Here is a 16584-nt window from a genome sequence, read left to right as displayed (position 1 = left end):
GGGCTACTCCCTGGTCTTGAGCGCGGCCACCATGTCGAGGCGGTCGATCCGCCGCCGCACCACCATGGCGCTGGCGGCGCCGGCTGCCACGACGCACAGGGCCGCGAGCGCGTAGGTGCGCGGGCGGATGACGACCGGGAAGAAGAACTGGTCGGAGCGCATCAGCTCCACCAGGCCGTGCGTCAGCGCCCAGCCGAGGACCATGCCGAGCGGGATCGCCACCGCGATGCCCAGCGCCAGCTCGCCCAGCAGCAGCACCGACACTTCGGCGCGGGTGAAGCCGAGCACGCGCAAGCTCGCCAGCTCCCAGGCGCGCTCTGCCAGCGCGATGCGCGCGTTGTTGTAGACCACGCCGACGGCAATCACCGCCGCGAACGCCGTGAGGATGCTGCTGATGATCAGGATGTTGCGCGCGGTGACTTCCTCCATGTTGCGCAGCATGGTGGCCTTGCTGAAGGCGCCCGCCACGCGCGGCATCGCCTGGGTCGCCTGCAGCACCGTGTGGGCTGCCGCGCCAGGCGCGCGCAAGGTGAACTCGGTCGCCACGTCGCCTTCGCGCAGGAGCCGGTTCAGCGAACGGCGGTCCATGTACGCGTTCAGTCCCATCATGTCGCGCACCGTGCGCTCCACCACCACCTCGCGCACCAGCCGCCGGCCCTCGCGCACTTCCACGGTGACGAGGTCGCCGACCCGCAGGCGCAACTTGTCGGCCAGCCGATCGCTCATGAGGAGTCCGTCGCGCGGAATCGGCACGGGACGCCGGTCGACGTCGACCACGCGCTGCAGCTCGGGCGGCGCGGCATGGCCCAGGATGAAGCCGGATTCGCTGTACTGCCCGTGCACGAAGCGGACCGAGACCCGGCGCCCGGCCTCCACCTGCAGCACCCCGGGCAGCCGCGCGAGCAGCCGCGCCGCGCCGGCGTCCACCGGCTCGACGGCCCACAGCGCAATGTCGCTGCGCATGCCGACGTTGAAGTTCGCGTCGACGATCACCTCGATGGCGTCGCGGAAGAACGTGCCGATGATGACGATCGCCACCGAAGCCGCGATCCCGCCGACGGTGACCGCCGCGCGCAGGGGACGCCGCTCGACGTTGCGCAGGATCATGCGCACGGCCGGGCCGGTGCGCAGGCGCGGCAGCCGCTCCAGCAGCGAGCGGCGGTAGTGCCCCGGCGCCGGCGGACGCATCGCCTCGGCCGGCTGCAGGCGCACGGTGGCGGCGATGGCAGTCAACGTGCCCAGCACGCCGGTGACGGCAACCACGCCCAGTGCCATGGCGACCAGCGACGGCGCGAGCCGGTGCTCGAACACCGGGAAGCGGAACACGTCGTCGTACAGGCCCATCAGCCCGTGCGCCATCCAGTCGCCCAGCGCCAGCCCCAGCAGGTAGCCGCCGCCGACCATGGGCGCCATCAGCTTCAGGTAGTGCCACGCAATGGTGCGGTTCGGGTAGCCCAGCGCCTTCAGGGCGGCCACCTGCTCGCGCTGCGTCGCGACCAGCCGCGCCGCCACGACGTGCAGCAGGAAGGCCGCCACCGCGAGGAAGATCGCCGGCAGCACGGTGCCGATCACCTGCTGCTCGCGGATCTCGTTGTCCAGCATCGCGTGCGAGACCTGCTCGGCGCGGCCGTGCGCCGGCAGCCCGCCGAAGGCGGCCAGCAGCCGCGTGGCTTCCTCGCTCGTCGCCTGCACCGAGGCGCGCGGCGCCAGCTTCAGCGCGACCCGGTTCCATGCGCCGCGCATGTCCATGGCGGCCGCCAGTTCCTCCTGATCGACCCAGAACACGCCGAACGCGCGCAGGTCCGGCATGCCCCACAGCCCGGCGAAGATGTATTCCGGCGACAGGGCGCGACCGGTGATGCGCAATTGACGCTGCTTGCCGTTGACCAGCGCCGTGACGGCGGCGTCGTTGGCGAGGCCGTGCGCCTGCGCGAAGCCCTCGGACACCACCGCTTCGAGCTCGCCGCCGGGACGGCTGCCCGCCGCCGGAAGGCGCCCGGAGCGCAGGGCGACCCGGTTCAGGCTGCGGCCATGGCGCAGGTCCATGCCGATCAGCTGGCCGATCACCGGGTCGGGGCTGCGTGGCATGGTGATGCGCGCACCGGCCTCCACCGTCGTCTGCACCACCAGGACGCCGTCGATCTCCGCCAGGCGCCGCGCCAGCGCGTCCGGCGCGCGCTTGACGACGGCGAAGACGTCGGCGAACTGGCCGCGCTCGTAGAAGCCGTCGCGGGCCAGCGCGAGCGAGTCCACGGCCGACAGGCAGCCGACGAAGCCGCCGATGCCGCTGGCGACCACGAGGGCGATCGTGATGGCCTGGCTCCACAGCAGCCGCAGGTCGCGCCACACTTTGCGATCGAGCGCTTTCATGGCGTCACCAGGAGAGTTCGGCCGGCGTGAGGCGCCGTGGCGGCACCTCGATGCTGGCGATGGCGCCGTCGGCGAGGCGCACCACGCGATCGGCCATGCCGGCGATCGCAGCGTTGTGGGTGATGACGATCGCCGTGGTGCCCAGTTCGCTGTTGATCCTCGCGATCACCTCCAGCACCAGCTTGCCGGTGACATAGTCCAGTGCGCCGGTCGGCTCGTCGCACAGCAGCAGCTGCGGCCGCTTGACGATGGCGCGCGCGATGGCGACCCGCTGCTGCTCGCCGCCGGAGAGCTGCGCCGGGAAATGGTCGCGGCGCGGCGCCAGCGCCACCAGCGCCAGGGCCTGGTCGACCGGCATCGGGTCGCTCGCGATGTCGGTCACCAGGGCCACGTTCTCGCGCACCGTCAGGCTCGGGATGAGGTTGTAGAACTGGAACACGAAGCCGACGTGCTCGCGCCGGTAGCGGGTGAGGTCGTCGTCGGAGGCGTCGGTGAGGCGATGGTCGAGAAAGCGTACCTCGCCGCTGGTCGGACGATCGAGCCCGCCCAGGATGTTGAGCAGCGTGGACTTGCCGCTGCCCGAGGCGCCCAGCAGCACGATGAACTCGCCGCTGGCCACGTCCAGGTCGACGTGACGCAGCGCTCGTACGGCAGTGTCGCCAGCGCCGTACGTCTTGCACAGGTCGCGCATGCCCAGCACCGGGACGGTGGCTTGCTGTCCCGGCGCCGGCACGCCCGCCCCCTATTGCACCGTGACCTTGCGCGCGGCGGCGGTGGCCTTCTTGGGCAGTTGCAGCGTCAGCACGCCGTCGGCGTACTTCGCTTCGGCCTTGCCTTCGTCCACGTCGTCGGCCAGGCTGAAGGTGCGCGACACCGTGCCGGCATAGCGCTCGCTGCGCAGCACCTTGCCGGCCTTGTCCTTGCTTTCGCTCTCGCGCTTGACCTCGGCATCGATCTGCACGACGTTGCCGTCGATGCGCACGTTGATGTCTTCCTTCTTCACGCCGGGAATGTCGGCCTTGACTTCATAGGCGTTGTCGCGCTCGGTGACGTCGACACGCATCTTGAGCGCCGGCAGCTCCTGCTCCCAGGCGGTGGGCGAGAAGAAGCGGCGCATGGTGGATTCGAGGTTGTCGCCGAAGGCGGGGTCGAACAGGCGGAGATTCGTCATGATTGGCTCCTGGTGCGGATGAATGAACCGGCCGCCCGTCGGCAGGGCGGCCGCCGTCGCCGGCTTCAGCCGGCTACCTGGAGGTGGTCGACGACGTGGGACACCCCCTTGGTCGAGAAGGCGACGCCGACAGCGGCATCGTGTTCCGCCATCGAATGCACCTTCCCGCTCAGGGTGACCACACCGCCTTCCACCTTGATGTCGATGTGCCGTGCTTCGCGCACCGCCTGCCGCGTCAGCGCCGCCGTGATCTGGGCCCCGATGTCCTTGCCGTCGACGCGCGGCTTGATGGTGATGCGGTTGAACAGCCCGCGCACGCCCGGCAGCGGCCGGATCGACTGCTCGGCGCTGGCGAACTGGTAACCCCAGTCGACCTCGCCGGTCAGCGTCACCCAGCCGTTCTCGACCTGGACCTGCACCTTGCCGGCGGGCACCAGCGAGTTCAGGCCCAGCGCGGCGGTGGCGGCCAGCGCGATTTCGGAGTCGCTGCGCTGCGCGCTGCTGGGCAGCTTCACCTCGAGATCGAGCGCGATGCCGCGCACGCCGGAGACGCGGCGCACGGCCCGCTCCACCGCGTGCTTTTCCGCGAAGCTGTCGAGGTGGCCGGTGAGGGTCACCACGCCCTCCCTGACGATGACGCCGACGTTGGCGGCGTTGACGGCCGGATCCCACGCGAGTTCGTCGGTGACATCCGTCCTCAGTTGTGCGTCTGTTTTCACGTGGATCTCCCTCGCGGCGAGTGCCCGAGGGCCGCGCCGCGATTCAAATCTAGGTCGCGGGGCAACAACATCTTTGACGTGGCGCAAGCGCAGGCGGGCGGGCCCACCGTGCGGTGCCGCCGCCTGGCAGGCGCGGATCCGCGCCGCGCGGGCGCGGGGTCACGCGCTCAGGGAACCAGCACGGCCGCGCCGTTGACCTGGCCGCCGCGCACCGCGGCCAGCGCCGCGTTGGCGTCGTCCAGCGCGAAGACCTGCACGTGGGTGCGCAGGTCCAGCTCGGCGACCAGCCGGAAGAACGCGTCGCCGTCCGCGCGGGTGAGGTTGGCCACCGACTTCAGCACGCGCTCGCCCCACAGCAGTCGGTAGTCGAAGGCCGGGATCGCGCTCATGTGGATGCCGGCGCAGACCACGGTGCCGCCCTTGCGCGTGGCCGCCAGCGCCGCCGGCACCAGCGCGCCCACCGGGGCGAAGATCAGCGCCGCGTCGAGCGGCCGCGGCGGCAACTCGCCCGAGCTGCCGGCCCACGCGGCGCCCAGCGAGCGGGCGAATGCCTGGCCCGCACCGTCGCCCTCGCGGGTGAAGGCATGCACCTCCTGGCCGCGCGCGACCGCCACCTGGCAGATGACGTGGGCTGCGGCGCCGAATCCATACAGGCCCAGGCGGTGCGGCGTGGCGCCGCCGGCCAGCCGCCAGGCGCGAAAGCCGATCAGTCCGGCGCACAGCAATGGCGCCACGTGCGCGTCGTCGTAGCGGTCGGGCAGGGCGAAACAGAAGCGTTCGTCGGCCTGGGTGTACTCGGCAAACCCGCCGTCGCGGTCGTAGCCGGTGAAGACCGGCTCGTCGCACAGGTTCTCGCGGTCCATGACGCAGAAGGCGCAGTGGCCGCAGGTCTGCGCCAGCCATGGAATGCCGATGCGCTGGCCGATGGCGAACTGCTTGGCCTGCGGCCCGCGCGCGACGACGCGGCCCACCACCTCGTGGCCGGGAATGACGCCGGCGCGGTGCGGCGGCAGCTCGCCGTCGACGATGTGCAGGTCGGTGCGGCACACGCCGCAGGCGAGCACGCGCACCAGGACCTCGTGGCCGTGCGGCTGCGGCAAGGGGCGGCGGGTGGCGAGCAACGTCGGGCTGTCGGGCGCGACCGCCATCGCGCGCATGAAGGCCGGGAGCATGGGGCGATGGTACGGCGCCGGGGCGCGCGACGAGCCGCATTCTTGCGGGGATTGACGTCGCGCAAACATGAGTCGGGCGCGGCGTCCACTATCACCGTGGAGGCCTTTTCGCGGCCGCACCACCATGAGCGACGCACGCTCTCCCGCCAACCACGGCCCCGAACCGCTGGACCAGCCGCTCAAGCATGGGCTGGCCCGGCTGGCGAACGGCATCTCGCCGGCCTCGGTGGCGATGGCCTATGCCGACTGGCTGGCGCACCTGGCGGTGTCGCCGGCCAGGCACGCGGAGCTGGCCGGCAGCGCCTGGCGCAAGGCGCTGACCTGGAGCCATTACGCGACGCACAACTGGCGCGGCGAGTGCGCGCGCTGCATCGAGCCATTGCCGCAGGACAAGCGTTTCACGCCGCATGAGTGGCAGGAGTTGCCGTTCGCCGCCGCGCTGTCGCAGGCCTTCCTGCTGCACGATCGCTGGTGGAACGAAGCGGCCACCGGCGTGCGCGGCGTGTCGCGGCATCACGAGGAGCTGGTCGCGTTCACGCTGCGGCAGTTCGTCGACATGTGGTCGCCGTCGAACTTCGTCGCCACCAACCCGCAGGTGCTCAAGGAAACGGTGGCCACGGGCGGAGCCAACCTGGCCAACGGCTGGCGCAACTGGTCGCGCGATGCGCTGGCGGTGCTGGCCGGCGGGCCGCCGCGCGGCGTCGAGGTGTTCCGGCCGGGCGCAGCCGTGGCGGTGACGCCGGGCAAGGTGGTGTTCCGCAACCACCTGATCGAGCTGCTGCAGTACGAACCGGCCACCGGCGAGGTGCAGGCCGAGCCGGTGCTGATCGTGCCGTCGTGGATCATGAAGTACTACATCCTCGACCTCACGCCTGCCGATTCGCTGGTGCGCTACCTGGTGGCGCGGGGCCACACCGTGTTCATGGTGTCGTGGCGCAACCCCGGCAGCGAGGACCGCGGCCTCGGCATGGAGGACTACCTGCAGCTCGGTCCGCTGGCCGCGTTGCAGGCGGTGCGCGAACTGTGCCCCGGCGCGCGCATCCATGCCGCCGGCTACTGCCTCGGCGGCACGCTGCTCGCGATCGCGGCCGCCGTGCTCGGCCGCCGCGAGGACGCTGCGTTGCAGACCGTCACCCTGCTCGCCGCGCAGGTCGACTTCCACGAGCCGGGTGAACTGGGCCTGTTCATCGACGAGAGCCAGGTGGCGTTCCTCGAGGACCTGATGGCCGAGCGCGGCTATCTCGACGGCCGCCAGATGGCCGGCGCCTTCCAGCTGATCAACTCGAAGGACCTGGTGTGGTCCAAGCTGGTGCACGAGTACCTGATGGGTGCGCAGACGCCGGTCACGGCCCTGGGTGCCTGGAACGCCGATGCCACCCGGCTGCCCGCGCGCATGCACAGCGAGTACCTGCGCCGGCTGTACCTGCGCAACGAGCTGGCCGAGGACCGCTATCCGGCGGCCGGACACTGGGTGCAGCTGAGCGACATGGCCGCACCGCTGTTCGTGGTCGGCACCGAGCGTGACCACGTGTCGCCGTGGCGGTCCGTCTACAAGATCCATGGCCTCGCGCACGTGCCGGTGAGCTTCCTGCTGACCTCCGGCGGCCACAACGTCGGCATCGTCAACGCTCCGTCGGGGCCGCGGGCCCATCCCCAGGCAAGCTACCGGTTCGAAACGCACGAGCGCGGACAGGCCCCGGCCGACCCGGACGCGTGGCTCGCAAGGGCGCCGTCGTTTGCCGGTTCCTGGTGGCCGTGCTGGCACGAATGGCTGGTGCGGCATTCGACCGGCAAGGTCGCCGCACGCACGGTGACGGGGATCGTGGAGAACGGACACCCGACTCCGGCGCCGGGCACGTACGTCTACCAGGACTGAGTCAGTGGGGCAGGGCGTGCTGCGCGATGGCGGCGCGGGTGTCGTCGAGCTGCCTGACGGCGGGCACCACTTCGATCGCCGCGACCGCCGGCACGCGGCGGCGCGGTGACCTGGGCCTCACGGCCTGCTCTTGCCGGCGTGGTTGGCGAAGCGTCGGGCCTCGATCGCGCGGCCGTGCTCGTGGACGTCCTGGCAGGCCGTGCAGAAGCGCGTCGCCGGCATCGCCACCAGGCGCCGCAGGTCGATCGGCTCGCCGCAGTCCAGGCACTCGCCATAGCTCTGGTCGGCCAGCCGGCGGCGCGCCGCCAGCACCAGTTCCAGCTCCTCGAGCGCGTGGTCGGCCTTGGCCTCGTCCACCACCGACTGCGTTTCCTCGACGGCCATGTCCTTGAAGTCGAGCACTTCGCGCTCCTGCGCGCCTGGGCCTTGCACCGCGACCTCGCCGATGGGCCGCAGGATGGCGCGCAACTCCGACTCGCGCTGGGCCAGCAGCTGCGCGAAGCGCGGGGCCAGGGTGCGGCTGTAGGTGTCCATCGGAGCCTCGGGGTCCTCGGATTGTGTCGGCGAGGCCCTCGGTTGTCCTTGATCTGGAACAATGGCCACCCCGCGGCGCAGCACTAACCTGAACTGCGCCCGGCGCGGGCTACGCCCTCGGGCCGGCGCGTCGAAAGGGAGTGTCATGAGCGTCCGCAACCTCGAGGCGCTGTTCGCGCCCGCGTCCGTGGCGGTGGTCGGGGTGCCGGAACGACCCGGCCAGGTCGGCAACGTCGTGTTGCGCAACCTGCAGCAGGCCGGCTTCCAGGGACCGCTGTGGATCGTGGACCGGCACGCGAGCGTGGTCGGCGGCCTGCAGGCGTTCCCCGACGTCGATTCGCTGCCGCAGGCGCCCGACCTCGCCGTCGTCTGCACGCCGGCGGCGGCCGTCCCGTCGATCATCGAAGCGCTCGCGCGCAAGGGCACGCGAGCGGCAGCCGTCATCACGGCGGGCCTGCGGCACACGCCGGCCGAACAGGCGATGCTGGCCGCGGCCAGGCCCGCGCTGCTGCGCATCCTCGGTCCCAACTGCCTGGGCGTGCTGGTGCCCGGCGCCGGCCTGAATGCCAGTTTCGCGCCGGGCAATGCGCAGCCCGGCAGCCTCGCCTTCGTCACGCAGTCGGGGGCGCTCGCCACCGCGATGCTGGACTGGGCCAACGGCCACGGCATCGGGTTCTCGCATTTCGTCTCGCTCGGCGACTGCGCCGACGTCGATTTCGGCGACGTCCTCGACTACCTCGCCAGCGACCCCGGCACTCGCGCCATCCTGATGTACATGGAGGCCGTGACGCAGGCGCGCAAGTTCATGTCCGCCGCGCGGGCGGCGGCTCGCAACAAGCCGGTGATCGTCGTCAAGGCCGGCCGCGCGCCCGAGGGCGCCAGGGCCGCGGCCTCGCACACCGGCGCGCTCGCCGGCTCGGACGCGGTGTTCGACGCGGCGGTGCGCCGTGCCGGCATGCTGCGGGTGGACACGCTGGAAGACCTTTTCGACGCCGCCCAGACGCTGGCCCACGTGAAGGCGTGGCGCGGCGAGCGGTTGGCAATCCTCACCAACGGCGGCGGCGCCGGCGTGCTGGCCGTGGACGCGCTGATGGCCGGGCGCGGCCGCCTGGCCGAACTCGGGCCCGCGACGCTGCGTGCGCTCGACGAGTGCCTGCCGGACAGCTGGCCGCGTGCCAATCCGGTGGACATCATCGGCGACGCGCCGGTGGCGCGTTACGCCGACGCCTTGCGGGTGTTGCTGGCGGCGCCGGAGGTCGACGGCGTGCTGTTCATGCATGCGCCGACGGCCATCGTGCCGGCCGCCGAGATCGCGGCCGCCTGCCTGCCGCTGGTGCGCGCGGCGGCCAAGCCGGTGCTCGCGTGCTGGCTCGGCGGCCAGGTGGTCGCCGGCGCGCGCCAGGCGTTCAGCGGGGCGGGCATCGCCACCTACGGCACGCCCGAGCGCGCGGTGGCCGCCTGGCTGCAGCGCGCGAGCTATGCGCGCAACCAGGAGGCGCTGCTGCAGTTGCCGGCGGCGATGCTGGGCGAGTTCCGGCCCGACGCAGCGGCCGCCGATGCCGTGCTGCAGGAGGCGCTGCGCGAGGGCCGCGAGTGGCTGGACAGCGCCCAGACGGCCCGGCTGCTGCAGGCGTACGGAATCCCCGCGGTGGCGAGCGTCAAGGTGCGCGACGCCGAGGAGGCCGTGCTGGCCGCGGCCAGCATCGGCTTTCCGGTGGCGCTCAAGGTGGTCTCGCCGGAGATCGTTCACAAGTCCGACGTCGGTGGCGTCGCGCTGGGGCTGGCGAGCGCGGACGAAGTGCGGGCCGCCGCCGTGAAGATGCGCCAGCGCATCGCCCATGCCCAGCCGCAGGCCCACGTGCTGGGCTTCACCGTGCAGGCGATGGCGCAGCGCCGGCGGGCGCAGGAACTGATCGTCGGTATCGCCAGCGATGCCGTGTTCGGCCCGGTGGTGCTGTTCGGCGAAGGCGGCACGGCCGTCGAGCTGCGCAAGGACCGCGCCGTGGGCCTGCCGCCCCTGAACGAGCGCCTGGCCCGTGACCTGGTGGACCAGACCCATGTCGGCGCGCTGCTGGCGGGCTGGCGCGGCCAGCCGCCGGTGGACCAGCGGGCGCTGCTCGGCACGATCCTGAAGGTGTCGCAGATGGCGTGCGACCTGCCGGCGCTGCAGGAACTGGACATCAATCCACTGCTGGCCGATGCGCAAGGCGTGCTGGCGCTGGATGCGCGCGTGCGCGTGCGCCGCCCCGCCCCAGGCGAGCCGAGCCGGCTGGCCGTGCGGCCGTATCCGGGCCAACTGGAGGAGCGCGTGACCCTGGGCGACAGCGTGCTGCTGCTGCGCCCGATCCGGCCCGAGGACGGCGAGCGGCTCACGGCCTTCTATGCCGGCGCTTCCCCGGCCGACATGCGGCTGCGCTTCTTCCTGTCGCGGCGCGAGGTGCCGCACTCCGAGCTGGCGCGCTATTGCCAGATCGACTACGAGCGCGAGATGACCTTCGTCGCGATCGATCCGCAGGCGGCGGCCGGCGACGGCATGGCCGGCGAGGTGCGGGCCGTGTGCGACCCCGACAACCTGCAGGCGGAGTTCGCGATCCAGGTCGCCGGCCCGTGGCAGCGCCGCGGGCTGGGCCGCGCGCTCATGGACAAGCTGCTGCGCTACCTGCGCGAGCGCGGCACGGGGGAGGTGGTGGGGGAGTGCCTGGCCGAGAACGCCGGCATGGCGGCGCTGGCGCGCAAGCTGGGCTTCCGGGTGACGCTCCAGCCAGAAGGCGTGATGGCGATGCGGCTTACGCTGCCGGCTGCTGGTTGACGATGCGGCGCAGGGCGGCGGTGTCGAGGATGCGGACGTGACGCTGGCGCACCTCCACGATGTTGTCCTCGGCGAACTTCGAGAAGGTGCGGCTGACGGTCTCGAGCTTCAGCCCGAGGTAGCTGCCGATCTCCTCGCGCGTCATGCGCAGCACCAGTTCCGAGCGCGAGAAGCCGCGCGCGTGCAGCCGCTGCACCAGGTTCAGCAGGAAGGCGGCCAGCCGCTCCTCGGCCCGCATGCTCCCGAGCAGCAGCATGACGCCGTGCTCGCGCACGATCTCGCGGCTCATGATCCGGTGCACGTGGTGCTGCAGCGCGTTGACCTCGCGCGAGAGCTCGCCGATGCGATCGAACGGCATCACGCAGACCTCGGCGTCCTCCAGCGCGACCGCGTCGCAGGTGTGGTGGTCGTTGACGATGCCGTCCAGGCCGATGATCTCGCCGGCCATCTGGAAGCCAGTCACCTGGTCGCGGCCGTCTTCGGCCGTGACGCAGGTCTTGAAGAATCCCGTGCGGATCGCGAACAGCGACTGGAACACCTCGCCGTTGCGAAAGAGGGTGGTGCCGCGCTTGACCTTGCGCCGCACGGCCACCACCTCGTCGATGCGGGCCAGTTCGTGGGGGCTGAGGCCGACCGGCATGCACAGCTCGCGCAGGTTGCAGTTCGAACACGCCACCTTCATGCTGTGCCCGTCGAACAGCGGTGGTTCGCTCGACGGTATCAGGTTCGCCTCGTGGGCGTGCAGGGGGGTTTCGTTCATGGCCGGGTCAGTTCTGATCTAAGTCAAATTGTCCGGATGGGCATCCGGACCGGGTTGATTAATATCAATCATCCAGGGTGAACCCGCCCGCAAAGTATGAGCCATACTTCCATGTTCGCATCCACGATGACACCTCTCTCGCCCGAGCTGCTGCGGCGCTACGACGTTCCCGGCCCCCGTTACACCTCGTATCCGACAGCGGACCGCTTCGTGGAGGCGTTCACGGACACCGACTACGGCCAGGCGCTGGAGCAGCGCAAGGCCGGTCCGGCGGCGCTGGCGATGCCCTTGTCGCTGTACGTCCATATCCCCTTCTGCGAGTCGCTCTGCTATTACTGCGGCTGCAACAAGATCATCACCAAGCACCACGAGCGGGCGGCCGGCTACCTGAAGTACCTGGCCCGCGAGGTGGACCTGCACACCGAGCGCCTGGGAATCGGCCAGTCCGTCAGCCAGTTGCACCTGGGCGGCGGGACCCCCACTTTCCTGTCCGACGAGGAGCTCGGCGAACTGATGAGCATGCTGCGGCGCAATTTTACGTTCGCGCCGGGCGGGGAATATTCGATCGAGGTCGATCCGCGCACGATCGACGGCCAGCGGCTGCAGGCCCTGTGGGGCCTGGGCTTCAACCGCCTGTCCTTCGGGGTCCAGGATTTCGACGCCGACGTGCAGAAGGCGGTGCACCGCATCCAGCCGGCCGAGCAGGTGTTCAAGCTGGTCGAGCAGTCCCGCGCCATCGGCTTCGAGTCGATCAACGTCGACCTGATCTACGGCCTGCCGCGGCAGACGCCCGAGTCGTTCGCCCGCACGCTGGAACAGATCAAGGACCTGCGGCCCGACCGCATCGCCGTCTACGCCTATGCCCACCTGCCCGAGCGCTTCAAGCCGCAGCGCCGGATCCTGGGCTCCGAACTGCCGCCGGTGCCGGACAAGGTGACCATGCTGTCGCAGTCGCTCAACACGCTGCAGGAAGCCGGCTACGTCTACATCGGCATGGACCACTTCGCGCTGCCCGACGACTCGCTGGCCGTGGCCAAGCGCCAGGGCCGCCTGCACCGCAACTTCCAGGGCTACAGCACGTACTCGGATTGCGACCTGATCGGCCTGGGCGTGTCGTCCATCGGCAAGGTGGGCGCCACCTACAGCCAGAACGCCAAGACGATGGAGGAGTACTGCGACCTGATCGACCATGGCCGGCTGCCGATCGTGCGCGGCTTGGCGCTCAGCCGCGACGACCTGGTGCGCCGCGCCGTGATCATGGCCATCATGTGCCAGGGCCAGGTGACGTTCGAATCGATCGAACTGGCCTGGCTGCTGGACTTCCGCGAATATTTCGCGACGGAGCTCGAGACCCTCAAGGCGCAGCAGGAGCAGGGGCTGGTCGTCGTCGACGACACCGGCATCCAGGTGACGGCCATGGGCTGGTACTTCGTGCGCGCCGTCGCCATGGTGTTCGACAAGTACCTGCAGGCCGACCGCAACCGCGCCCGCTTCTCCCGCATCATCTGAGGACCCGCCGCCGGTCCCTGTCGCCATGTCGTTCGCGCTCGCCTTCTCGGCGCTCCTGATGGGGCTGGCCGGAGGACCGCACTGCATCGCCATGTGCGGCGCGGCCTGCGCCGGCCTGACCCGGGCCGGGCGCGGCACGCCCGCCCGTTCGATGTGGGCCTTCCATGCCGGCCGCCTGGCCGGCTATAGCGCCGCCGGCGCCGCCGCGGCGCTCACCGTGCAGAGCCTGGGCTGGCTCACCTCCAACATGGCGGCCCTGCGTCCGGTCTGGACGCTGTTCCACCTGGCCGTGCTGGCCTGGGGGCTGATGCTGGTCGCGCTGGCGCGCCAGCCGATGTGGGTCAGCAACGCCGGCCGCAGCGTGTGGACCCGGGTGCGCCCGATGGCCACCGCGCGCGGCGGCGTGTTCGCCACCGGCACGCTGTGGGCGCTGATGCCGTGCGGCCTGCTTTATTCCGCCCTGCTGGTCGCGTCGCTCAGCGGCGGGCCGCTGGAAGGTGCGGCCGCGATGGCGCTGTTTGCCCTGGGCAGCGGGCTGTCGCTCGCGCTCGCGCCGGCGTTGCTCGCCCGGCTGGCGCAGTGGGGCAACCGGTTCCGCCAGGACTGGGGTACCCGTGCGGCCGGCGCGCTGCTGGTCGCGGTGGCCGGCTGGGCGCTGTGGATGGACATGTCGCACCGCATCGCGATGTGGTGCGCGACCTGATTCAATCGAGCGTCACGCTCTCCAGGTAATACGGCAGGCGGCACTCCCAGCCCAGTTCGCGCTCGATGCGCTGGCGCAGCGCGTCGCCGGCCTGCGGTTCCCCGTGCGTGATGAAGGTCTGCCGCGGCGGCTTCGCGAACCCGCCCAGCCAGCCCAGGATCTCGTCGGCATCGGCATGCGCCGACAAGGTGTGGATCATGGCCACCTCGGCGCGCACCGGCACGTCCTCGCCGTGGATGCGCACGGTGGGCGCGCCGCTGGCCAGGGTGGCGCCGCGGGTGCCGCCGGCCTGGAAGCCGGTCAGCAGGATGGTGTTGCGGTGGTCCGGGGCGAACGCCTTGAGGTGATGTACCACCCGGCCGCCGGTTGCCATCCCGCTGGCGGCGATGATGATCATCGGCCCGTGCCTGGCGTTCAGCTGGCGCGACTCGTCGGGCGTGGTCACCACGTGGACGTGGCTGGCCATCGCGTCGCATTCCTCGACCGTCAGGCGCAATTCCTCCACGTGCCGGTGGTAGATCTCGGTGGCGCTGGCTGCCATCGGGCTGTTCAGGTACACCGGCAGCGGCGGGATCGCGCGGCGCTGGCGCAGCACGTGCAGCAGGTGCAGCAGGGCCTGCGTGCGCCCCACGGCGAAGGCCGGAATCAGCACCATCCCGCCGCGCGAGGCGGTGCGGTTGATGACCTCGGCGAGCTGTTCCAGCGGATCGCGGGCCTCGTGCCGGCGGTCGCCATAGGTCGATTCGATGACCAGGTAGTCGGCGCCGGGCAGGCGCGCCGGCGGCCGCAGGATGGTGTCGTGCGGCCGCCCGAGGTCGCCCGAGAACAGGATCGAGCGCCCGCCGTCTTCCACCTGCGCGAACGCCGACCCGGGCAGGTGACCCGAGCGCGAGAAGCGCACCCGCAGGTCTTCGGTAGCCGACCAGGTTTCGCCGAAATCGCGCGGTCGGAACAGCTTGAAGCAGCGCAGCGCGTCATCGCGGGTGTAGAGCGGCAGCGCCGGCTTGTGCTTGGACAAACCGTGCTGGTTGAGGTACTCGGCCTCTTCCTCGAGCAGGTGGCCCGAATCGGTGAGCAGGATGCGGCACAGGTCGAAGGTCGCCGGCGTGCAATACACCGGTCCCTTGAACCCCTGCCGCGCCAGCAGCGGCACGTAACCGCTGTGGTCGAGGTGGGCGTGGGTCAGGACCACGGCGTCGATGGCGGCCGCCCGCACCGGCAAGGGACTCCAGTTGCGCAGCCGCAGCGGCTTGTAGCCCTGGAACAGGCCGCAGTCGACCAGCACCGTGCTGTGGCCGGTCCGCAGCAGGTACTTCGAACCGGTCACCGTTTCGGTCGCGCCGAGGAACTGCAGGTCCATGGTTGCAGTCTAGGAACGCCCGGTGCGGCCGGGTTGACGTGAGTCAACCCCGGCCTGAGGCGCACGGCGCGGCGGCGCGACCTATGATTCACGTGGTCCTACAGCAGCTCCTTGCGGCTGCTGACGGGCCGGCCGGGGCGTGGCCTGGACACTGACCGGCAAAGCAAGGAACAAGGCCGATGAAACAGGACCGGCGGCGCACCACGTTTTCTGGGCGGCTCGTGATGCTGGGGTTCGGCAGCATCGGTCAGGCGATGCTGCCGGTGCTGCCCCGCGAACTCGGCGTCGAGCCGTCCCGCGTCCGCATCGTCAAGCCGACGCCCGACGAGACCGGGATCGCCGCGCAGCATGGCGTCGAGGTCATCACCACGGCGCTCAGCGAGGGCAACCACGAGGCCGTGCTCGAGCCCTTGCTGGGGGAGGGCGACTTCCTGCTGAACCTGTCGGTGGACGTGTCCAGCCTGGCGCTGATCCGCTTCTGCCGCAAGCGCGGCGCGTTCTACCTGGACACCTGCAACGAACCCTGGCCCGGCCGTTACGACGACCCGCGCCTCACGCCGTCGCAGCGCTCGAACTACTCGCTGCGCGAGGAGGCGCTGGCGTACCGCCTGGACAAGCGGTCGGGGCCGACGGCCGTCCTTACGCAGGGCGCGAACCCCGGCCTGGTGTCGGCCTTCACCAAGCGCGCGCTGCTGGACATGGCGCAGCAGACCGGCCTGAAGGTCGAGCGGCCCACCTGCTACGAGGAATGGGCGGCGCTGGCGCGGCAGCTGCAGGTGAAGGTGATCCACATCGCCGAGCGCGACACGCAGACCTCGGACCGGCGCAAGGCGCCTGGCGAGTTCGTGAACACCTGGTCGGTGGCGGGCTTCGCCGACGAGGGACTGCAGCCGGCGGAGCTTGGCTGGGGCAGCCACGAGCGGCATTGGCCCGAAGACGCCGGACGCCACGGCTTCGGGTGCGATGCAGCGGTCTACCTGAACCGGCCCGGCATCGCCACCCGCGTGCGCAGCTGGACGCCGCTGGAAGGGCCGTACCACGGCTTCCTGGTGACGCACGCCGAATCGATCTCGATCGCCGACCACCTGACGCTGCGCGAGAACGGGCAGGTCGTGTACCGGCCCACCGTGCATTACGCATACCACCCGTGCGACGACGCGGTGCTGTCGCTGCATGAGATGGCGGGCAGGAACTGGCAGTTGCAGCACCGCCACCGCATCATCCGCGACGAGATCAGCGGCGGCATCGACGAACTGGGCGTGCTGCTGATGGGCAACCCGAAAGGCGTTTACTGGTACGGCTCGCGCCTGTCCGTTGAACAGGCGCGCGCGCTGGTGCCGCACAACAACGCCACCAGCCTGCAGGTGGTGGCGGGCATCCTGGGCGGCATGGTGTGGGCGCTGCGCAATCCGGATGCCGGGCTGGTGGAGCCGGACGACCTCGACCACGAAACGGTGCTGGAAGCCGCGCTGCCGTTTCTGGGCGACGTCGTGGGGCAGTGGGGCGACTGGACGCCGCTGCAGGGACGCAGCGAGCTGTTCCCGGAGGCCACGGATCCCGCCGATCCCTGGCAATTCATCAACTTCCGCGTGACCTGACCG

General features: G+C 70.9%; 13 protein-coding genes. 5 read left to right on the top strand and 8 right to left on the bottom strand.

The window, feature by feature from the left end; translation table 11 throughout:
• Positions 1–3 precede the first annotated feature (3 nt).
• From RAMLITH_RS07705 to RAMLITH_RS07685, 5 genes are all read right to left on the bottom strand, one after another.
• Entirely contained in the window at positions 4–2370 is a 2367-nt protein-coding gene (locus tag RAMLITH_RS07705) for an ABC transporter permease (protein WP_168106790.1), read from the bottom strand.
• A gap of 4 nt (positions 2371–2374) precedes the next feature.
• On the bottom strand, positions 2375–3061 hold the full coding sequence (locus RAMLITH_RS07700; protein WP_168107204.1) for an ABC transporter ATP-binding protein: 687 nt from the start codon (positions 3059–3061) through the stop codon (positions 2375–2377).
• 51 nt (positions 3062–3112) lie between these two features.
• The gene (locus tag RAMLITH_RS07695) at positions 3113–3541 is read right to left on the bottom strand and encodes an Hsp20/alpha crystallin family protein (RefSeq protein WP_168106789.1); all 429 of its coding nucleotides are present in this window, start codon (positions 3539–3541) and stop codon (positions 3113–3115) included.
• Between the two features lie 65 nt (positions 3542–3606).
• Positions 3607–4260: a BON domain-containing protein gene (locus RAMLITH_RS07690; RefSeq protein ID WP_168106788.1), complete on the bottom strand. Its 654-nt coding sequence runs from the start codon at positions 4258–4260 to the stop codon at positions 3607–3609.
• A 167-nt stretch (positions 4261–4427) separates the two neighbouring features.
• The gene (locus RAMLITH_RS07685; RefSeq protein WP_238344107.1) at positions 4428–5417 is read right to left on the bottom strand and encodes a zinc-dependent alcohol dehydrogenase family protein; all 990 of its coding nucleotides are present in this window, start codon (positions 5415–5417) and stop codon (positions 4428–4430) included.
• A 139-nt stretch (positions 5418–5556) separates the two neighbouring features.
• Here RAMLITH_RS07685 and RAMLITH_RS07680 point away from each other — a divergent pair, with 139 nt between their 5' ends.
• Positions 5557–7308 (top strand): PHA/PHB synthase family protein, encoded by a 1752-nt coding sequence (locus RAMLITH_RS07680; RefSeq protein WP_168106786.1) that lies wholly within the window; start codon positions 5557–5559, stop codon positions 7306–7308.
• 117 nt (positions 7309–7425) lie between these two features.
• On the opposite strand, the gene RAMLITH_RS07675 is transcribed toward RAMLITH_RS07680, so the two are convergent.
• Positions 7426–7842, bottom strand: coding sequence for a TraR/DksA family transcriptional regulator (locus tag RAMLITH_RS07675; RefSeq protein ID WP_168106785.1), 417 nt, complete (start codon positions 7840–7842; stop codon positions 7426–7428).
• 145 nt (positions 7843–7987) lie between these two features.
• On the opposite strand from RAMLITH_RS07675, the gene RAMLITH_RS07670 reads away from it, so the two are divergent.
• Complete coding sequence (locus RAMLITH_RS07670) at positions 7988–10651, top strand: bifunctional acetate--CoA ligase family protein/GNAT family N-acetyltransferase (protein WP_168106784.1); 2664 nt, start codon at positions 7988–7990, stop codon at positions 10649–10651.
• Here RAMLITH_RS07670 and fnr read toward each other — a convergent pair.
• Positions 10629–11333: a fumarate/nitrate reduction transcriptional regulator Fnr gene (gene fnr, locus RAMLITH_RS07665; RefSeq protein ID WP_168107203.1), complete on the bottom strand. Its 705-nt coding sequence runs from the start codon at positions 11331–11333 to the stop codon at positions 10629–10631. The genes RAMLITH_RS07670 and fnr overlap by 23 nt on opposite strands.
• Before the next feature lie 204 nt (positions 11334–11537).
• On the opposite strand from fnr, the gene hemN reads away from it, so the two are divergent.
• Positions 11538–12920, top strand: coding sequence for an oxygen-independent coproporphyrinogen III oxidase (gene hemN / locus RAMLITH_RS07660; RefSeq protein WP_168107202.1), 1383 nt, complete (start codon positions 11538–11540; stop codon positions 12918–12920).
• A gap of 25 nt (positions 12921–12945) precedes the next feature.
• Positions 12946–13623 carry a sulfite exporter TauE/SafE family protein gene (locus RAMLITH_RS07655; protein WP_168106783.1) on the top strand — a complete coding sequence of 226 codons (678 nt, stop codon included), beginning with the start codon at positions 12946–12948 and terminating at the stop codon, positions 13621–13623.
• A gap of 1 nt (position 13624) precedes the next feature.
• Here the strand turns inward: RAMLITH_RS07655 and RAMLITH_RS07650 are convergent, their stop codons facing one another.
• Complete coding sequence (locus RAMLITH_RS07650) at positions 13625–14983, bottom strand: MBL fold metallo-hydrolase RNA specificity domain-containing protein (RefSeq protein WP_168106782.1); 1359 nt, start codon at positions 14981–14983, stop codon at positions 13625–13627.
• A 179-nt stretch (positions 14984–15162) separates the two neighbouring features.
• Here RAMLITH_RS07650 and RAMLITH_RS07645 point away from each other — a divergent pair, with 179 nt between their 5' ends.
• Complete coding sequence (locus RAMLITH_RS07645) at positions 15163–16581, top strand: homospermidine synthase (protein WP_168106781.1); 1419 nt, start codon at positions 15163–15165, stop codon at positions 16579–16581.
• Positions 16582–16584 lie beyond the last annotated feature (3 nt).

The organism is Ramlibacter lithotrophicus (assembly GCF_012184415.1).
Classification (GTDB): domain Bacteria; phylum Pseudomonadota; class Gammaproteobacteria; order Burkholderiales; family Burkholderiaceae_C; genus Ramlibacter; species Ramlibacter lithotrophicus.
The sequence above is the reverse complement of the archived record's forward strand: the minus strand, read 5'-3'. Positions and strand labels throughout refer to the sequence as shown.

Bases quoted from the DNA above. Each gene is read 5' to 3' on its own strand.
- RAMLITH_RS07705 (WP_168106790.1), bottom strand. From the start codon at position 2,370: ATGAAAGCGCTCGATCGCAAAGTGTGGCGCGACCTGCGGCTGCTGTGG.
- RAMLITH_RS07700 (WP_168107204.1), bottom strand. From the start codon at position 3,061: ATGCGCGACCTGTGCAAGACGTACGGCGCTGGCGACACTGCCGTACGA.
- RAMLITH_RS07695 (WP_168106789.1), bottom strand. From the start codon at position 3,541: ATGACGAATCTCCGCCTGTTCGACCCCGCCTTCGGCGACAACCTCGAA.
- RAMLITH_RS07685 (WP_238344107.1), bottom strand. From the start codon at position 5,417: ATGCGCGCGATGGCGGTCGCGCCCGACAGCCCGACGTTGCTCGCCACC.
- RAMLITH_RS07680 (WP_168106786.1), top strand. From the start codon at position 5,557: ATGAGCGACGCACGCTCTCCCGCCAACCACGGCCCCGAACCGCTGGAC.
- RAMLITH_RS07675 (WP_168106785.1), bottom strand. From the start codon at position 7,842: ATGGACACCTACAGCCGCACCCTGGCCCCGCGCTTCGCGCAGCTGCTG.
- RAMLITH_RS07670 (WP_168106784.1), top strand. From the start codon at position 7,988: ATGAGCGTCCGCAACCTCGAGGCGCTGTTCGCGCCCGCGTCCGTGGCG.
- fnr (WP_168107203.1), bottom strand. From the start codon at position 11,333: ATGAAGGTGGCGTGTTCGAACTGCAACCTGCGCGAGCTGTGCATGCCG.
- hemN (WP_168107202.1), top strand. From the start codon at position 11,538: ATGACACCTCTCTCGCCCGAGCTGCTGCGGCGCTACGACGTTCCCGGC.
- RAMLITH_RS07655 (WP_168106783.1), top strand. From the start codon at position 12,946: ATGTCGTTCGCGCTCGCCTTCTCGGCGCTCCTGATGGGGCTGGCCGGA.
- RAMLITH_RS07650 (WP_168106782.1), bottom strand. From the start codon at position 14,983: ATGGACCTGCAGTTCCTCGGCGCGACCGAAACGGTGACCGGTTCGAAG.
- RAMLITH_RS07645 (WP_168106781.1), top strand. From the start codon at position 15,163: ATGAAACAGGACCGGCGGCGCACCACGTTTTCTGGGCGGCTCGTGATG.